General features: G+C 67.9%; 13 protein-coding genes and 1 tRNA gene. 1 reads left to right on the top strand and 13 read right to left on the bottom strand.

Annotated elements, in window-relative coordinates; genetic code table 11:
• Positions 1 to 4 precede the first annotated feature (4 nt).
• The 7 genes from treS to ROZ37_RS12245 all read right to left on the bottom strand — a co-directional run bounded on the left by treS (position 5) and on the right by ROZ37_RS12245 (position 12,525).
• Positions 5 to 3,418, bottom strand: a complete 3,414-nt coding sequence (gene treS / locus ROZ37_RS12275) for a maltose alpha-D-glucosyltransferase (protein WP_312659716.1) — start codon at positions 3,416 to 3,418, stop codon at positions 5 to 7.
• 11 nt (positions 3,419 to 3,429) lie between these two features.
• Complete coding sequence (locus ROZ37_RS12270; RefSeq protein ID WP_312659714.1) at positions 3,430 to 5,442, bottom strand: alpha-1,4-glucan--maltose-1-phosphate maltosyltransferase; 2,013 nt, start codon at positions 5,440 to 5,442, stop codon at positions 3,430 to 3,432.
• Positions 5,429 to 7,336, bottom strand: coding sequence for a 1,4-alpha-glucan branching protein GlgB (glgB, locus tag ROZ37_RS12265; protein WP_312659713.1), 1,908 nt, complete (start codon positions 7,334 to 7,336; stop codon positions 5,429 to 5,431). The genes ROZ37_RS12270 and glgB overlap by 14 nt, the downstream gene beginning before the upstream one ends.
• A gap of 21 nt (positions 7,337 to 7,357) precedes the next feature.
• Positions 7,358 to 7,801: a DUF2892 domain-containing protein gene (locus ROZ37_RS12260; RefSeq protein ID WP_312659712.1), complete on the bottom strand. Its 444-nt coding sequence runs from the start codon at positions 7,799 to 7,801 to the stop codon at positions 7,358 to 7,360.
• Positions 7,802 to 8,056: 255 nt separating this feature from the next.
• Positions 8,057 to 9,040 (bottom strand): L-histidine N(alpha)-methyltransferase, encoded by a 984-nt coding sequence (egtD, locus tag ROZ37_RS12255; protein ID WP_312659711.1) that lies wholly within the window; start codon positions 9,038 to 9,040, stop codon positions 8,057 to 8,059.
• Positions 9,037 to 11,559 (bottom strand): endopeptidase La, encoded by a 2,523-nt coding sequence (gene lon / locus ROZ37_RS12250; protein ID WP_312659710.1) that lies wholly within the window; start codon positions 11,557 to 11,559, stop codon positions 9,037 to 9,039. Before lon ends, egtD begins: the two co-directional genes overlap by 4 nt.
• Positions 11,560 to 11,661: 102 nt before the next feature.
• Positions 11,662 to 12,525, bottom strand: a complete 864-nt coding sequence (locus ROZ37_RS12245) for a PRC-barrel domain-containing protein (RefSeq protein WP_312659708.1) — start codon at positions 12,523 to 12,525, stop codon at positions 11,662 to 11,664.
• A 248-nt stretch (positions 12,526 to 12,773) separates the two neighbouring features.
• Here ROZ37_RS12245 and ROZ37_RS12240 point away from each other — a divergent pair, with 248 nt between their 5' ends.
• Positions 12,774 to 13,823: a glycosyltransferase family 9 protein gene (locus ROZ37_RS12240; protein ID WP_312659707.1), complete on the top strand. Its 1,050-nt coding sequence runs from the start codon at positions 12,774 to 12,776 to the stop codon at positions 13,821 to 13,823.
• Here ROZ37_RS12240 and ROZ37_RS12235 read toward each other — a convergent pair.
• From ROZ37_RS12235 to ROZ37_RS12210, 6 genes are all read right to left on the bottom strand, one after another.
• Positions 13,729 to 14,859, bottom strand: coding sequence for a glycosyltransferase family 9 protein (locus ROZ37_RS12235; protein WP_312659706.1), 1,131 nt, complete (start codon positions 14,857 to 14,859; stop codon positions 13,729 to 13,731). The two genes, ROZ37_RS12240 and ROZ37_RS12235, sit on opposite strands and share 95 nt — an antisense overlap.
• Entirely contained in the window at positions 14,856 to 16,325 is a 1,470-nt protein-coding gene (locus ROZ37_RS12230) for a DUF4254 domain-containing protein (RefSeq protein ID WP_312659896.1), read from the bottom strand. The genes ROZ37_RS12235 and ROZ37_RS12230 overlap by 4 nt, the downstream gene beginning before the upstream one ends.
• A 1-nt stretch (position 16,326) precedes the next feature.
• Positions 16,327 to 16,554: a hypothetical protein gene (locus tag ROZ37_RS12225; protein WP_312659704.1), complete on the bottom strand. Its 228-nt coding sequence runs from the start codon at positions 16,552 to 16,554 to the stop codon at positions 16,327 to 16,329.
• A gap of 462 nt (positions 16,555 to 17,016) precedes the next feature.
• A tRNA-Val gene (locus tag ROZ37_RS12220) sits at positions 17,017 to 17,092 on the bottom strand.
• 86 nt (positions 17,093 to 17,178) lie between these two features.
• Positions 17,179 to 17,829, bottom strand: a complete 651-nt coding sequence (locus ROZ37_RS12215; protein ID WP_312659702.1) for a DUF2795 domain-containing protein — start codon at positions 17,827 to 17,829, stop codon at positions 17,179 to 17,181.
• 460 nt (positions 17,830 to 18,289) lie between these two features.
• Positions 18,290 to 18,590: hypothetical protein (locus tag ROZ37_RS12210; protein WP_312659700.1), on the bottom strand; the 301-nt coding region annotated here is incomplete at its 5' end.

Raw genomic sequence — 18,590 nt, 5'->3', positions numbered from 1 at the left:
GGTATCACTCGGGCAAGGCGACGGGCAGCGCCGGTTGCGCGAACTCGAGCAGCGCCGCGAGCGGCACGCGCGCCCAGTCGGGGCGGTTGTCGAGTTCGTAGCGCAGCTCGTAGAGCAGCTTTTCGAGCACGAAGAGCGTCAGGAAGTCGCCGGCGATCACGCCGTCGGCGGGCACCGACCGCAGTCCGGCGGCCGCCGCGCCGTATGCGTTCATGAAGGCGGCGACGACGCGCTCCTTCCATTCGGCAAGCGCCGCAGCCGCAGCCGCCCCGTGCTCGGGATGCGCGACGGCGTGGCGATTCGCGACCATGCGCGCGGCGTAGTCGAAGGAACGCAGCATCCCGGCGACGTCGCGCAGCGGCGAGTGCTTGGCGCGGCGCTCGTCGATCGGACGCGCGGGCTCGCCTTCGAAATCGACGATCACGACATCGTTCGGCACGATCAGCACCTGCCCGAGATGCAGATCCCCGTGCAGTCGCGTCTTCACGACGCCGCGCGGGTCGAGGTTCAGCGCCTCGATCGCGCCGACGATCGCTTCGCGCGCCGCGAGCACCAGCCCCGCCTCTTCGCGGAAGCGCGCATCGAGGCGCGGCTCGTCGGTTCGCGCGGCCGCGGTCTCGAGCCTGCCGAACGTCAGATCGATGTCGGCAATGACGCGCGCGCGCCAGCGTGCGACCTCGTGCTCTTCAAGCGGATCGGGCTTGAACGCCGGATTCTCGCCGCCGTCGGCGAAAGCGGCGTGCATCTCGCCGACACGCCGGCCGAGCGTCTCCATCTGCGTCAGATAGACCCGGTCCATGCTGTCGGCGTCCGCGTCGTCGGCGACCGCCGGCTGGATGTCCTGCGGGAACAGGCGGTTCAGGTGATCGAGCGTGTATTCCCAGCCGTTGCCCTGGTTATCGACGTATTCCTGCAGCAGCGCGAGCGCCGCCGGCGTGCCGTCGGGGCCGACGTACTCGATCGCACCGGCCATCGCGGCGACGTGCGCCGAATGCCCGCGCGCGGCGAAGAAGTAGCCGATCTCGAGTTCCGGATTGATGCCGTACTGCAGCCGGCGGTAGCCCTTGAGGTAGAGCCGCGAACCGAAGAACACGCCGGTGTTGGTCTGCTCCAGCGACGGTTGGCGCACGTCCTCGTCGAGCGCGTCGGCGAGCCGGTCGTAGTCGGGCGCCGACGAGAAGCGCAGGCTGCCGTTGCCGAGCGGATAGGTCCGGTTCTCGCGCATCGCGCGGCCGAGCGCGCGACAGAACGCGGGGTCGATGAACGCGTCGTAGAGGATGCCCATCCGCGCCTTCTCGCGCACGCGGGCGAGCGCGGCCGCGCCGAAGCGGTCAGCCGGATCATCCCCGGGACCTTCCCACGCGATCGCGAGCGGCAGGAAATACGTCTGCGAGGCCGGCGCCTCGGCGCTCGTGGCGTCGGTCAATGGCTGATGCGCATCACCGCGCGCAAGGCCGACTTCGAGCAGCGCCAGCAGCCAGGTGCCGCCGCCGGCCGCCCATTCCTGCTCGTCCACCACCTCGACGCGCGTGATCGTCTCGCCCTTCGCAGCGAACCAGCGCCTTGCCTGCAGGTACGGCACCAGCACCTCGCTCTGCAACTGTTCGCGGCTGCGTGTCGCGATCGCGCGCCGCACCGCGCTGCCGCCCTGGTTGCCGCGGAAGAAGGTGCGCCAGCCTTCGGTCAGCACGAGGATCGGCAGCTCCGACTGCGGCAGCCGTTCCTCGTGCCAGTTGGGCGGCGACGCCGTCGTCGACAGCTCGAACCCGAAGAAGCCGTGCCCGGGGAGCGTCAACAGGTAGGGCAGCTTGCCGATCGGCGGGAACGACACCTGGCCGACCATCTCGACCGGGACGCGGCCTTCGAAACGCGACAGATCGAGCTCGACCGCCTGCGGTGTGCGCGCGAGGTTCGCGACGCACAGCACGCTCTGGCCGCGGTACTCGCGCAGATAAGCGAGCACCTTGCGGTTGCCCGGTTCGAGGAATCGCAGCGTGCCGCGACCGAATGCCTTCGAGCCGTTTCGCATCGTGATCAGCCGCCGCGTGAAGTTCAGCAGCGAATGCGGGTTGCGCGCCTGCGCCTCGACGTTGATCGCCTGGAAGCCGTACACCGGGTCCATGATCGGCGGCAGGTAGAGCTGCTGCGGGTCGGCGCGCGAAAAGCCGGCGTTGCGGTCCCAGCTCCATTGCATCGGCGTCCTCACGCCGTCGCGGTCGCCGAGGAACACGTTGTCGCCCATGCCGAGTTCGTCGCCGTAATAGACGATCGGCGAGCCGGGCATCGTCAGCAGCAGAAAGCTCATCAGCTCGATGCGGTCGCGGCTGTTCTCGAGCAGCGGCGCGAGCCGGCGGCGGATGCCGACGTTGATGCGCATCCGCGGGTCGCGCGCGAAGAACTGCCACATGTAGTCGCGCTCGCGGTCGGTGACCATCTCGAGCGTCAGCTCGTCGTGGTTGCGCAGGAAGATCGCCCACTGGCTGTTCTCGGGGATGTCCGGCGTCTGCCGCATGATGTCGACGACCGGGAAGCGGTCCTCCTGCGCGACCGCCATGAAAAGCCGCGGCATCAGCGGGAAGTGGTAGCACATGTGGCATTCGTCGCCGTCGCCGAAGTACTCGCGCACGTCCTCGGGCCACTGGTTCGCCTCGGCGAGCAGCACGCGGCCGCGGTAATTCGCGTCGATGACCTTGCGGATCTCGCGGATCACTTCGTGCGTCTCGGGCAGGTTCTCGTTGTTCGTGCCTTCGCGCTCGCGCAGATACGGGATTGCGTCGAGCCGGAAGCCGTCGACGCCCATGTCGAGCCAGAAACGCATCGTCCGCAGCACCGCGCGCAGCACCCGCGGGTTCTCGAAGTTCAGGTCCGGCTGATGGCTGAAGAAGCGGTGCCAGAAGTACGCGCCGGCGACCGGGTCCCAGGTCCAGTTCGACGTCTCGGTGTCGGTGAAGATGATGCGCGTGCCGCTGTAGCGCGTCGGGTCGTCGCTCCAGACGTAGTAGTCGCGCTTGGCCGACCCCGGCGGCGCGCGGCGCGCGGCTTGGAACCACGCGTGCTGGTCCGACGTGTGGTTCATGACGAGCTCGGTGATCACGCGCAAGCCGCGGCGGTGCGCCTCCCGCACGAAATGCCGGAAGTCGGCGCGCGTGCCGTAGGCCGGCAGCACGCCGTGGTAGTCGGCGACGTCGTAGCCGTCGTCCTTCAGCGGCGACGGGTAGAACGGCAGCAGCCAGATCGTGTTGACGCCCAGGTCGCGGATGTAGTCGAGCTTGCGCGTCAGGCCGTTGAAGTCGCCGATGCCGTCGTTGTTGCCGTCGAAGAAGGCCTTGACGTGCAGCTCGTAGATCACCGCGTCCTTGTACCAGAGCTCGTCGTCGGTCTCCTTGTCCGGCGCGGCGGAAGCGGGAAGGAGGTCCATGGTCGGCAGCCTCAGAGGAAGTAGTCGAAGTCGCGCTCGGTTCGCACGCGGCGGCGCACGCGGAAGATGTGCGCCGGCATGCGCTGCGGGTCGAGCATCACGTAGTTGCGCGCCGCGCTCCACAGGTAGCGCGCATCCGAGAGCAGGTCGTGCATCTGGAAGCTCGTGCCGGGCTCGACGCCGAGCGCGTCGAGGTCGAGCTCGAGCCAGCCTGAATGCGGGTTGTGCGGATCGAGGTTCACGACGACGACGATCTGGTTGTCGCGCGACGGCGTCGTCTTCGTGTAGGCGATCAGGTTGTCGTTGTCGGTTGGCAGGAAGCGCAGCGACACGTTGTCGTGCAGCGCGGGATTTTCGCGGCGGATCCGGTTCACGCGACCGATCAGCCGCGCGAGGCTGTCGGCGCGGGCGCGGTCCCAGTGGCGCAGCTGGTATTTCTCGGAGTCGAGGTATTCCTCGCTGCCGGGCTCGCGCGGCACGTGTTCCATCAGCTCGAACGCAGGTCCGTAGATGCCGTAGCTCGCCGCGAGCGTCGCGGCGAGCACGAGCCGCGCGACGAACGCCGGCCGGCCGCCGACCTGCAGGTATTCGGGCAGGATGTCGGGCGTGTTCGGCCACACGTTGGGCCGGAAGTAGTCGACGCCGGGGCCGTGCGCCAACTCCATGAAGTATTCGGTCAGCTCCTGGCGCGTGTTGCGCCACGTGAAGTACGTGTAGGACTGCGTGTAGCCGAGCTTCGCGAGCCGGTGCATCACGCGCGGCCGCGTGAAGGCTTCGGCGAGGAAGATCACATCGGGATGGTCGCGGCGGATGTCGGCGATCGCCCACTCCCAGAACGGAAACGCCTTCGTGTGCGGGTTATCGACGCGGAAGATACGCACGCCCTCGCCGATCCAGTAGCGGAAGATGCCGGCGAGCGCGGCCCACATCGCCTGCCAGTCGCTGGTCTCGAAGTCGAACGGGTAGATGTCCTGGTACTTCTTCGGCGGATTCTCGGCGTACTGCACCGAGCCGTCGGGCCGCCGCCGGAACCACTCGGGGTGCTCCTCGACCCACGGATGGTCGGGCGCGCACTGCAGCGCGACGTCGAGCGCGAGCTCGAGCCCGGCGTCCTTCGCGCGCCCGATCAGCTCGCGCAGGTCGTCCGCGTCGCCGAGCAGCGGATGGATCGCGGTATGGCCGCCTTCGGCCGCGCCGATCGCCCACGGGCTGCCGACGTCGTCGGGCCCGGCGACGAGCGCGTTGTTCGGCCCCTTGCGGCGCTTGCGCCCGACCGGGTGGATCGGCGGCAGGTACAGCACGTCGAAGCCCATCCCTGCGATTTCCGGCAGGCGGTCGATGAGGTTGCGGAACGTGCCGTGCGCGCCCTGCACCGGGCCGGCCGAGCGCGGGAACAGCTCGTACCACGCGCCGAAGCGCGCGAGCGGCCGGTCGACGTCGAGCGGCAGCGCGGCGTGCGTCGTCGCGAAGCGCCGGTCCGGGCGGCGCGCGGCAATCTCGCCGAGGGCCGCGTCGAGGCCGTTTGCCTTCAGCGCCTCCGGATCCCCGTCGGCTTGCGCGGCGTCGTCGCGCAGGCGCTGTGCCCACGCGACGAGCGCCTCGCGGTCGGCGCCGTCGGAGCGCGCCGCAATTTCATCGATCAGCTGCGCGCCGACGAGCGCCGCGATGCGGATGTCCTCGGGGTCGACGCGCCGCGCGAGATCGCGCCGCCACGACTGGAAGTTGTCGACCCAGGCGCTGACCGTGTACCACCAGCGACCGATCTCGCCCACCTTGAACTGCCCGCGCCAGCGGTCGTTGCCGAGCGGCACCATCGCCGTCGCGTGCCAGTTCTCGGCGCCGTCGCGCCGCCAGCAGACGACCGCGACGACCGCGTCGTGGCCGTCCGAGAAGCAGTCCGCTTCGACGACGACCTCGTCGCCGACCACGCGCTTCGCGGCGAAGCGGCCGCCGTCGACCTGGGGCGTCACCGACTCGATGACCGCGCGCACCCGCCCTTCCGGCGGCAGTTCAGCGGTCCGCATCGCCGTCCTCCGGGACCAGGAACAGCACGCCGAGGGGCGGCAGCGTCAGCGTCAGCGAATGGAAATGGCCGTGCGCGGACACCGGCGTCGCCTCGACGACGCCGAGATTGCCGGCGCCGCTGCCGCCGTAGACCGTCGCGTCGCTGTTGAGCACTTCGTGCCATGCGCCCGGCCGCGGCACGCCGAGGATGTAGTTCGGGCGCAGCACCGGCGTGAAGTTGCAGACGACGAGCACCGTCCTGCCGTCGCGCGCCTTGCGCAGGAAGGACAGCACGCTGCCCTGGCTGTCGTCGGCGTCAACCCACTGGAAGCCGCCGCCGTCGAAGTCGAGCTCGTGCAGCGCGGGTTCCTGGCGGTAGAGACGGTTCAGATCCACGACCCAACGGCGCAGCCCTTCGTGCTCCGGCTGCGACGCGACCCACCATTCGAGTTCGCCTTCGTGCGTCCATTCGCGCCGCTGGCCGAACTCCCCGCCCATGAACAGCAGCTTCTTGCCCGGATGCGCCCACATGTAGCCGAACAGGCTGCGCATCCCGGCGAACTGCACCCAGTTGTCGCCGGGCATCTTGCCGATCAGCGAGCCCTTGCCGTAGACGACCTCGTCATGCGACAGCGGCAGCACGAAATTCTCGTGGAACGCGTAGACCAGCGAGAACGTGATGCGCCCGTGGTGGAAGCGGCGGTACAGCGGATCGTGGCGCAGGTAGTCGAGCGTGTCGTGCATCCAGCCCATGTTCCACTTCATGCCGAAGCCGAGGCCGCCGAGCCAGGTCGGCCGCGACACCATCGGCCATGCGGTCGACTCCTCGGCGATCGTCTGCACGTCGGGGTGGTCGCGGTACACCGCCTCATTCAGTTGCCGCAGGAACGCGACCGCTTCGAGGTTCTCGCGGCCACCGTGCGAGTTCGGGATCCACTCGCCGTGCTTGCGGCCGTAGTCGAGGTACAGCATCGACGCCACGGCATCGACGCGCAGGCCGTCGACGTGGTAACGGTCGAGCCAGAACAGCGCCGACGACAGCAGGAACGCGCAGACCTCGTGCCGTCCGTAGTTGAAGATGCACGAGTGCCACTCCGGGTGGTAACCCTGGCGCGGGTCGGCGTGCTCGTAGAGAGAGGTACCGTCGAACTCGGCGAGGCCATGCGCGTCGCTCGGGAAATGCGACGGCACCCAGTCGAGGATCACACCGATGCCGGCCTGGTGCAGCGTATCGACGAGGAACATGAAATCCTCGGGCGTGCCGTAGCGCGAGGTCGGGGCGAAGTAACCGGTCGTCTGGTAGCCCCACGAACCGTAGAACGGGTGCTCAGTGACCGGCATGAATTCGACGTGGGTGAAGCCGCAGTCGGCGACGTATTGCGCGAGCAGCGGCGCAATCTGCCGGTAGCCGGGCAGCCTGCCGTCCGGCCGGCGCCACGACCCGAGATGCACTTCATAGATGCTCGTCGGCGCATCGAGCGCGTTCGCCCGCGCGCGCCGCTTCATCCACTCGGCATCGTTCCAGCGGTATTCCATCCGCCACGCGCGCGACCCGGTCGACGGCGGCACTTCGGCGAACGCCGCGAACGGATCCGCCTTGTCGACCACCGAGCCGTCACGGCGGACGACGCGGTATTTGTAGATGTCGCCGTGCGCGACGCCTTCGACATCGCCTTCCCAGATGCCCGAGTGATCGTCCCGCGGCCGCAGCGCGTCGGCATCGCCACGCCACGCGTTGAACTCGCCGACCACCGACACCGCGCGCGCGTTCGGCGCCCACACCGCGAAATGCGCGCCGTCCGCGTCGAGCAGGGAGCCGAGCTTGTCGTACAGCCGCCCGTGCGTGCCTTCACGAAACAGGTAGATATCGTGGTCGGTCAGCGGACTGCGCGTCGCGTTCTTCGTGTTCGGCATCGTCCCGGACACCCCGCCGGCTCAACTCGGACGCACCGCCGCGCCGCGCTCGACCGGCCGGAGGTGGAAAGTCGCGAGCTGCGCCTGCATCGCCTTCAGCGCGCGGCGCTCTTCCTCGATCTCGGCCGCCGTGCGGATGCCGAGGCGGCGCATGATCGGCAGCGGCGGACACCAGCCCTGCAGCGCGTGCTGCAACAGGAAGGCGCCGACGAAGGCCGGCAGCGCGAAGAATCGTCGGTCCGCGACGAAGCCGAGCGCGGAGCCGATCAGCACGACGGACGCCGCGTTCGCTTCGAGCGCGCGCTCGACGTCCCACTCCTTGTCGAGTTCTTGCAGGCGCCGCTCGATCTGTTCCGCCCCACCGAGCGCGGCGCGGTCGATGTTCTCGCGCGTCTGCTGCTGGATGCGCTGATTGACATGCGCCGCGGTGTGCTGCGGTACCCGGTCTACCGTGGATGACAACATGACTGACCCTCCATGAGCTTTCCGTCGCGGTCGTCCGCCGCAGGCTCCGGCGTTCCCGCCCGGCTCGGGCCAGCAATCGGCATGCCCTGGCGCGAAGCGGAAAAATGCCTGCCGTGGGACGGAGAGGCTCCGCCCGCCCGACAATCCATCCCTACCGACCCGGCAACCCGATCCAACCCTCCGCCCCTAGTCCGTCGAAGGGCGTTGCTCCGACAAGCTCGACTCGACCGGTTTGGACTCCCGCCCGCCTCGCCCTTACAGCGATTCGAGCCAGTGCAGGCTGAACCGCTGCTGCGGATCGCTCCATACCGCGGCGGGCACGAAACCCGCGCGCACCGCGAGCGCGCGAAAACCGTCCACGGTGTACTTGTACGAGTCTTCGGTGTGCAGTGCTTCGCCCGCGGCGAAGACGAATCGCTCGCCCGCCACGTGAATGTGCTGACGGTCGAGACTGACGAGATGCATTTCGATGCGCTGCGCGAGCGGGTGGTAGAACGCGTAATGCGCGAAGCGGTCGAGGTCGAAATCCGCGTCGAGCTCGCGGTTCGCGCGGTCGAGCACGTTGCGGTTGAACGCCGCGGTGACGCCCGCCGCATCGTTGTAGGCCGCGTGCAGCACCGCCGGATCCTTGACGAGATCGACACCGACCAGCAGCCCGCCGCCTTTCAGCACGCGAGACGCCATCAGCAGGAAGCGGACCGCTTCGTCGGGCGCGAAATTGCCGATCGTCGAGCCCGGAAAGAATCCGACGCGCCGTCTGGCCTCGCCCGCAACCGCGGGCAGCTGCAACGGCCGCGTGTAGTCGGCGACGACCGGACGCACCGCGAGCCCCGGGTAATCGGCCGCGAGTCGGCCCGCCGCCGCGCGAACGTGCGGCCCCGAGATGTCGATCGGCACGTAGGCGCGCGGCCGGGCGAGCGCATCGAGCAGCAGACGGACCTTGACGCCCGAGCCGGCGCCGAATTCGACCAGCTCCGCGTCGTCGCCGATGTGGCGCGCGATCTCGCCGGCATGATGTTCGAGCAGCCCGAGTTCGGTCCGCGTCGGGTAGTACTCCGGCAGGTCGCAGATGCGCTCGAACAGCGCGGACCCTGCGGCGTCGTACAGATATTTGCACGGCACGCGTTTCGGCACGGCGCGCAGGCCGCACACCAGGGCGCGCGCGAAATCGGCGGCGTCGGACTCGAAGGGCGGCTCGCTCGCGGCGACCGACAGGATGCTTGCGGGATCGAGATTCAAGGGGCGTCCTCCACCAGGCGGGGTTCATCGACCAGCGGGGCGAGCGCCTCGCTGAGCGCGTCTTCGACGGTTTCGAGCCACACGAATCGCAGTTTTCGCCTGGCGTCCTCGGGAATTTCCTCCAGCGCGCGACGGTTGCGCGCGGGCAGCATCACCGTCGTGATCCCCGCCTGCAGCGCCGCGAGCACTTTCTCGCGGATCCCTCCGACCGGCAGCACCAGGCCGCGGAGGCTGATTTCCCCGGTCATCGCGCGGTCGGCGCGCACCGGCGTTTCGCGCACCAGCGACACCAGCGCGACGAACATCGCGACGCCGGCGCTGGGACCGTCTTTCGGGATCGAACCGGCCGGGACGTGGACATGGACGTCGCTCCTGTCGAAGTTCGCGCAGCCGGCCGGGATCTTCGCCGCCTCGGCCTTCACCAACGTCAGCGCGGCCTGAGCGCTTTCCTTCATCACTTCGCCGAGCTGACCGGTGAGGATCAGCTTGCCACTTCCCGGCGTCATGCTCGCTTCGATGAACAGGATGTCGCCGCCGGTCGGCGTCCACGCGAGACCGGTCGCGACCCCGGGCAGGTTGTCGCGCATCGCGATCTCGCTCTCGTATTCGGCGGCGCCGAGGATGCCTTCGAGATCGCCGGTGCCGATGTCGACCCGCGTCGCGCTGCCTTCGGCGACCTGCATCGCCGCATGGCGGAAAACCCGCCCGATCTCGCGTTCGAGGTTGCGCACGCCCGCTTCGCGCGTGTAGCCGTGGATCAGCGCCCGCACCGTGCCTTCACCGAGCGCGCATTGCGCGTCGGTCAACCCGTTCGCCGCGAGCTCGCGCGGCACGAGGAAGCGACTGGCGATCCGGTCCTTTTCGTCCTCAGTGTAGCCGGGCAACTGGATGACCTCCACCCGATCGCGCAGCGCTGCGGGCACGCTGTCGATGAGGTTCACGGTCGCGAGGAACATCACTTCGGACAGGTCGAACGGCACGCCGAGGTAGTTGTCGGTGAAGCTCCCGTTCTGCTCCGGGTCGAGCACTTCGAGCAGCGCCGCGGCCGGATCGCCCTGGATGCCGCTGCCGAGCTTGTCGAGCTCGTCGAGCATCAGCACGCAGTTGCGCGCACCCGCCTTGTGGATCGCGTGGATGACGTTCCCGGGCAGCGCGCCGACGTAAGTCCTACGGTGGCCGCGGATTTCCGCCTCGCTGTGCACGCCGCCTAGACTCACGCGCGCGAACTTGCGTCCGGTCGCGCACGCGATGCTCTGACCCAGCGACGTCTTGCCGACGCCCGGAGGACCGGCGAAACACAGAATCGGGCTCTTCCCGGACGGCTTGAGCTTGCGCACCGCGAGATATTCGAGGATGCGCCGCTTCACCTTGTCGAGACCGTAGTGGTCCTCGTCGAGAATCCGCCGCGCCTCGGCAATGTCGATGCGTTCCTCGGTCCTGACCGACCACGGCAGCTCGGTTAGCCACTCGACATAGGTGCGCAGCATCGAATAGTCCGCCGCCGCTTCGCTCATCCGCGCGAGGCGACGCAGTTCCTTGCGTGCGTGGCGTTCGACGTCCTCGGGCATCCGCGCGCGGGTGATCGCGTCTTCAAGCGCCTTCACGCCGTCGACATCGTCGTCGGCCTCGCCGAGCTCGTTCTGGATCGTCTTCAGCTGCTCGCGCAGCAGCAACTCGCGCTGCTGGTCGTCGATGCGGTCGCGGGTCTGACGGTTGAGCTCCTCGGACAGACGCACCACTTCGACGCGCCGCGCGAGCGCATCGACGACCTTGTCGAGCCGCGGCTCGACCTCGAGGGTCGCGAGGATGTCCTGCTTTTCCTGCAGGTCGAGGTCCATCAGCGCCGCGACGAAATCCGCGAGCAAGGACGGCGACGCCATCGTCTCGACGACGGACGCGAGCTCGGGGAGCGTTTGCGGAAGGAGCTCGAGGATCTCGCCGGCGAGCGCCTTCAGCCGTGCGACCCGCGCCTCAATCGCGGGCGACGAGACGTCGGGCTCGGTGAGGCGCTCGACCCGCGCCGCATAGAAAGGGTAGCCGTCGAGCAATTCGAGCAGCCGGAAGCGCTGTCGCCCCTCGCACACGACGTGGTGGGCGCCGTCCGGTGTCGTCAGGTAGCGCACGACGGCGGCGACGGTGCCGACCGGTTCGAGCTCGGACAGCGACGGCGCTTCGCACTTCTCGTCGCGCTGCAGGACCACGCCGACCAGGCGCTCGGAGCGGACGGCGACCTGCGCGCCGAGAACCGAGAATTGACGCCGCACGACGATCGGCGTCACGAGCCCGGGAAAGAGCACGAGGTCCCGGACGGGCAGAAGGATGAGCGCGTCCTCGGGAAGATCCGTTTCGAGCCACGACGCGTCGAAGTGCGCCTCGCGGTCCTTCTGCCCGGCCGGCTCCTGGCCGGTTTCGGCACGCTTCTCCGCACCGCCTCCGGCCGGCTGCCGGGACGCGGTGCGCACCGTGGGCGAAACCGAGAGGAGGCTGAAGCGTTCATCGACTTTCCGTGCCGAAGCCATATCCTTGCACCCGCAATCCGATTTTCGATAGACGGGCGACCAAGCCTTGTCCGGTCGGGAGCGACGGCGCCGCCCTCGTTCCGCCGACCGGACTGCAGAAGCTCAATCCGCGCCTCGCACTCGACCGGAGTCGCGATACAGCGATTCGTGCTCCCGCTGATACGTCAGGTCGTTGAAATCCGGCCACTTCTTCTCGTCGAAGCCGTACTTCATCTCGAGCTTGTCGCGTGACGTCGCGATCAGCGCCTTGTCCTTGTCCGTCGCCGGGAAGGTCAGCGAAGACGGGGAAACCGGCAGCAGCTTGTCGTCCGGGCTCCATGCCTTGTCGAAGTCGATCACGATGAACGGCACCCGCCCGTCGCTGAGACTCACGATGACGTCCTTGATCTCGCCGACGTTGCGTTTCTCGTTGTCCTCGACATCCATACCGATCAGTTTCGATGCACGGATCAGCGCCGGCTGCGCTCCGGCCTTATCGCCGCGGTCCACGCCGAAGTACTTGTCGACGCCCCGGCGATACGAATCGGTGCCCCAATCCGGCCAGTTGTTCCGTTCGAAACCGGGCGCCTTCTCGAGGCGCGCCTTGTCGATGTCGAGCAGCAACTCGTCCTTGTCCGAGGTGCGTCGCAACATTTCGACCGGATACGCGAACAGCTTGCTGCCGATGCCGGCGATGCCGCCGAAGGAAAGGATCGCGTAGTGCGCGGTGTGGCCCTTCGTGTCGACGATCAGGTCTTCGATCTTGCCGAGCTTTTCGTTCTGCGGATTGCGGACTTCGGTGCCGATCAACTTGCTCGCTCGCGCGAAGTAATGCGCCTTCTCGGCAGTACTCTTCGCGGCCGCCGCGGGCGGGGCCTTGCCCGATTCACCGGTCGGGGTGCTAGCGGCGTACGCGACATAGCCCGGGAGGCCGACGACGGAAACCGCGATCGCGGCGATCAGTTTGCGTTTGGTCTTGATATTCATGGCGATCTCCTGTTGCTGCGGGTACGACGGATTCGTCGCCCTTGTCGCTTTGCCAGCAAATGAAAGACCTGCCCCCGGCGATCCCGCGCACGGGTCAGGACGTCGCAGGCATGAAACGGATACAAGAACCGTGTAAGAAGCGCGCATATGCACCGTCGCGGCAGCCCTCTGTCCCGGCGAGGTGCGCGCATGGGCTCCCGGTCCCGCGTTTGCTGCGGTCACGGCCGTCTTCCCTGCCGGTGACGCCCATGGAAAAACCCCTGCTCCCGACCCTGCAGCCCAAAAGCATCGCGATTTTCCGCGCGCTGCAATTGGGCGACATGCTGTGCGCGACCCCTGCCTTGCGCGCCTTGCGCGCCGCATGTCCCCATGCCCGAGTCACGCTGATCGGGCTGCCGTGGGCGAAAGTGCTCGTTGCCCGCTTCCCTCGTTATCTCGACGACTTCATCGCTTTCCCGGGCTTTCCCGGGATGCCGGAGCAGCTTGCGGACACCGCGGCGTATCCCGGCTTCCTCGCCGATGTGCGCGGACGCGGCTTCGATCTCGCGATCCAGATGCACGGCGACGGGCGGATCACGAACGGTCTGGCGCGGGAGTTCGGCGCCGGATGGACCGCGGGCTTCGAGGCGGCGCCGGGCAGCGGCGCAGACGGCTTCCTGCCTTATCCGGAGCACGGCGCCGAGATCCATCGCCTGCTCACACTGACCGACTTCCTCGGCGCGCCGGCACAAGGCGATCACCTGGAATTTCCGCTGACCACGTCCGACGATGCCGAGCTGCTCGACAGCGGGATTGCCAACGGCCTCGCGCCGGGTCGCTACATCTGTCTGCACGCGGGCGCGCGCTCCGAAGCCCGACGCTGGCCGCCGGAGCACTTCGCCGCGGTCGGCGACCGGCTGTACGAAGCGCACGGACTGCCGCTGGTGCTGACCGGCTCGCAGTTCGAAACCGACTTGACCGCGGCGGTGCGGAAGGTAATGCGCGCGCCGGCGATCGACGCGGCGGCGCCGATCTCGGCCGGCGCGCTCGCCGCGCTGCTGGGCGACGCCCGGCTCCTCGTCTGCAACGACACCGGCGTCGCGCACATCGCGGCGGCCCTGAAACTGCCGTCGGTGATCGTTTTCCGTGCATCCGAAATGTCGCGCTGGGCGCCGCTCGACCGGACGCTACACCGGCCGGTCTGGGCGCCGGGTGACTGCGGGCTCAGCGAAGTATTGCGGGAAGCTCGGACGCTGATGAAGCGCTCTCCTCCTGCCTCCACAGGTCGAGCGCGAGCTCGGTCACCTCTTCCGTGCTGACGTCCGCGACGAAGGACGGGTCGTGTTCGCAGCGCGACTTCAGGTTGTCGCGCCCGCAGACCGGGCACGCGCGCATCAGCGACGCGGCGCAGCGGTTGCGGTGCGAGGTCAGCGGCCCGGAGATCAGCAGGTTGACGAACCAGAAAATGCCGACCGTCGGCGTCCCGAGCGCCTGTGCGAGCTGCAGCGGCCCGCTGTCGCTCGCGATGACGAGGCGCGCGCGCTGAAGCAGCGCCGCGAGGCCGTCGAGCGACAGCAGTCCGCCGGAATCGATCGCCGGTTCGCGCATCGCCGCGACGACGTTTGCGCTGAGTTCGAGCTCATCCGTCCCGCCGCCCTGCACGACCACACACGCCCCTTCGCGAGCGAACACGTCCGCGACGACGGCAAACTTCTCGACCGGCCAACGCCTGCGCGGGTCGCTCGCACCCGGACTCAGCACGACGAGCGGCCGGTCGCCCGGGAGCTGCAGCTTCGCGGCGAGTTCGTCGCGGTCGCGCGGCAGGACCGGGAGCAGTGGCTGAAGCTCCGCTGTGCGCGCCCCGACCAGTCCGACCGCTTCGAGCAGCCGCAGCCGCTCGTTGTGCCACGGCACGTACGGCAGCCAGCGGTCGAGGGGTTCGGCGTCGGCCGCGCGCACGCCCACCGTCATCCGCGCGCCGAGCCGCCGGATGAACGGGTTCGAATGGCGCCCGCCACCATAGAACTGGCACGCGATGTCGAAGCGCCGTTCGCGCAGCGCCGCGCACGCGGACTCGATCAGCTCCGCGTCGACGGCGACGTCGGGCGGCGCGCCGACTCCCGGGACCGGCGGCAACACGACGACTTCGTCGACCAGCGGCGTGCGCCGGTCGAGAAACGCCTTGTGCCACTCGCGCCCGAGATAAACGATGCGCGCGGCCGGATAGGTTTCGCGCAGCGCCGCGAGCGCCGGCAACGCGAACATGAAATCGCCGATCTGGTTCGGGCGCAGCACCGCGATCGATGCGACCTCCGGAACCGGATCACGGGCGCCGTTGCCTGCACGTGCGGTCACGTCGCCGCCCCTCCCCGACACAGCGCGAACGGAGCGTCGACCTCGCGGTGCGGAATCGTGGTCGGCAGCTCCTGGTGATACGCGCCCGACGGAATCACGCCGCAGCCGCCGTATCGCGCCATCACCTGCAACTGCGCGTACACGTCCTCGCCACAATGCTCGGCGGGAAGCTCATCCCAGAAGTCGAAGCCGCCCGCGGCACGCAGCTTCTCGGTGTCGAACAGCACGCAGCCGCCGACCCACGCGACGCGGTAGAGGCGCTGGTCCTCGGGCCGCAAGCCGAGCCGGTTCTGCACGTGATAGAGATTCGCGGCGCTGTGCAGGTGGTGGCGCTCCCACGCCGCGCTGCCGGGTGCGATCTCCTCGGGCTCGACCGGGCCGTCCCAGAACTCGATGCGCTGCTGCTGCGGCCGGTTGTCGCCCGCATGGCTCATGCCGATCAGCGCGCTGCCGACGAAACCGCAGTCCTGCTCGCGGATCGCCTTCAGCAGGCGCGCGACGAGATCCGGCTCCAGCACGACATCGTCATCGAGGAAAAGCACATGCGGCGCGCGCGCCTGGGCGAGCAGGAAATGCCTTTGCTCTGCGAGCCCGCGCCGCGGCAGGTGACGGTGCACCTCGACGTCGCAACCCTTCGCGACGAGGAGGCGTCGCACCGCGGTGACCTCAGCGGCCTCGTCGACGCGGCGGACTTCACCCTGGTCCGAGATCACGATCCGCAGGTCGGGGTGGCTCTGCGCGAACAGCGACGTGAGCGTCACCGCGAGCGCCGCCGGACGGTCGCAGGTCGGGATCAGCACGTCGACTGCGCCCGCAGCGGCGTTCCCGGACGTGCGATCGCGGCGACCGTAAAGCTCGGGGTTCGTCGATGGATCGTTGTACATCTTGAACTGCCGGTAGGTCTTGAAATGCGCGGCGCCGCAGCGAGCCTCCCACAGCAGCCGGTCGAAGCACGCGGCCAGATCGTTGCGCTGCGTGATCAGCGTCGCGAGCTTGTCGGCACAACGCTGCACGTGCGCTTCGTCCACATCCTGCCGCTGCGTCTGCAAACGCATGTGATGGATCTTCAGCGCAAGGATCGAGAGCCGGTCGACCATCGCGCCCGCGGTCTCGCTCGACTGGCGGCCGTTAGCCTCGCCGTCGAGCTGGCCAAGCGCGAGCAGGATGCAGTTGTCGAGCGCCTCGACGGCATCGTTCCGCCGCTGATTCAGCGCGTCGATGCTGCGCTTGCAGCCGACGATCTGCGCGTCCGGCAAATCGGTGCGGCGAGCCTTGTCCTCCTCTCGCCACAGCGCCGAATTGCTGCGGTGATTTGCCTCGATCCATTGCCAGACGTCGGGCGAGCCAGTCTGAGGAACGCACGCCTCACCGGCGAGAAAACGGTCGTGGAACCCGACGATCAGGCGGGCCTCGACGTCGAACACCGGGCGCGCGATCGCGATGCCCGAGCCGAGCATTCCGGTCATGTCAGTCAAGTCTGCCCACCTCCGGCGACCCGGCCGTCAGGCTGTCGCACACGTGATCGGGAACACATACGAGCCCCACGTTCTCGTCGGCGTCTTCGTCTTCTTCGCGGGCGCGGTCGAGAAGCGCCTGCTTGCCGGCGGGATAATCAGGCCCGCCGAGAAACTTCCTCACCTGCACCGGGTTCGGCACCGTACGCTCCGAATCCTCGCGCTTCTGCTGGCTTGCCATGACTGCCTCCTGAAGTCGTGCGAGGCCGACAGGTGCAAACCCGATGCCCGCCGACCGGGCCAAGGCGCGGCAAAGCACCCGGTCGGGCGCGGCTGGAAAACCTACGCGTGGCCGCAACTTTTACAAGCAGAATCGGGGAAGGCGGAAGGAAGCTGCGGAACTGCCGCGACGGCTACCCGCGCGGCAAGCCCACCCCGGTAGTTCGCGAGACTTCGCCCGCAGCTACGGTTCGTCGCAGGAATTTTTCACCGAGCGGAACTTGCTGCCGGCCGACAGCCATCGTTACGTACGAAGTGGTCGTCGCCAGGATTTTCGGTCGCGCGCCCGGTTGTCCCGGCGCAGTGGAAGACGCTGCGGATCGTCCCCGTCAGGGCGAAGCATCGGCAGCGAGCAGAAAAACAAAAGGCCCACACGAGGCGGGCCTTCAAGATTGCTGCGTACTGCGCTTTTTGTTCGTATTACTGGTGGGTGCTGACGGGCTCGAACCGCCGACATTCGCCTTGTAAGGGCGACGCTCTACCAACTGAGCTAAGCACCCCGGGCCGCGGCGCGGGCACGAAAGTCGGGCAGTATACTGGATCACGCGCGGCTTTTCCAGTGCGGCATTAATCGAAGGCCGGGCCCTCAGCGCAGATCCGCCACCTCGCGCGAGACCGCCGTGGGACTGTCGTATTCGCGATCCGGAATCCGTTCGAGCGCATCCATCACGTTGTCGTCGGCGCCGTTGCTGCGCGCGCGATCGAGCAGATCCTGCTTAGCGACCGGATAGTCGAGGCCGCCGAGAAACTTCTGGATCTGGATCGGATTCGGTACCGTGCGTTCGCCGCCTCCGCGGCCCGCGTCGTCGTCTCCACCGCGTCCCCGCCCCGCCCCGGCCCGCTCGTCATCACGATTCCGCGCGCCGCGCTCGTCACCGCGATCGCGGGATGACCGCTCGTCGTCGCTATCGCGCTCCCGGCCCTTGCGCTCGCGTTCATCGTCATCTCGGTCCCGGCTCTTGCGCTCGCGGTCGTCGTCCTTGTGGTCGTGCTCGCTGCGCGTCTCGTCCTTGCGATCGTGCGCCTTCCGATCCTTGTCGTCGCGGTCCTTGCGCTCCTTCTCGTCCTTCCTTTCCTTTTCCGCGCGCTCCTTCTCGTCCTTCCTTTCCTTTTCCGCGCGCTCCTTCTCCTGCTTGCGCTCCTTGTCCTCCTTCTCCTTGCGGTCCTTCTCTTCCCTACGTTCCTTCTCTTCCTTGTCCTTGCGATCCTTGTCGTCGTCCTTCCGCTGCGTCGTCATAACCGTCGCCAAGTGTGGTTCATGCAGGACATGGCGGTGCAAACCGAATGCCCGCCCGGCTGCGGCCTAGCGGGGATGCCGCGGGGATTACAAGGAGTTCGGGACGGGAAAACGGGACGGGAAAACTTTCGGGCGGAAGTCGCTCATTCCGCGATGGGACCGGGCGCGCGTGCCTGGGGTGGCGTCCATGCGCACTGAATCGTCGAAAAAAGAGGGTCATTGCGCCTTTGCGGGGAAAGCCGCTTTGCGCTTCAGAAAGAAATCGGCTGAGTCGCGGAAGCCGCGGCCTGCGCTTGATCACCTTGTGGGGGTTGTTGACGCCTTAGGGGACGCTGGCGTTGAGCGGGTATGTGCCGAGGCAAGGATGCCGCACAGGTACTTTCGCACTCGTTGGGCAAAGGCGATCGCCGGTCCGAGCCCGCGAAACGACGGAAAAGCCCGGAGGTCCGGGCTTCGTAACTCATTGCTTGTTTGACTTTTTTGCGGTGGCGGAGAGAGGCCGAATCGTCCGGACTCGTCTTGCAAGGGCCGCGCCCAATGAACGAAGTGAAGCGTCGGCGTCCGGCAAGCCATCTTTCGCAAGTCGGAAAGGCCAGCGCCTTTTAATGCATTTTCTGCGCTCTAGCAGGGTGTTGAAAATTCCGCCTTCACCTTCGGTTTCCGGCCGCCTGGAAAAAAATCGATGCTGAAAAGATCCGACCTGAGCCGCCCTGATGACGATTCCAGCTGCTTTTTCAGCCGATTGTGCAACGGCAATTGGG

This window comes from Aromatoleum sp., assembly GCF_032027225.1.
Taxonomy (GTDB): Bacteria; Pseudomonadota; Gammaproteobacteria; order Burkholderiales; family Rhodocyclaceae; genus Aromatoleum.
This window is presented reverse-complemented; position numbering and strand designations above follow the sequence as displayed.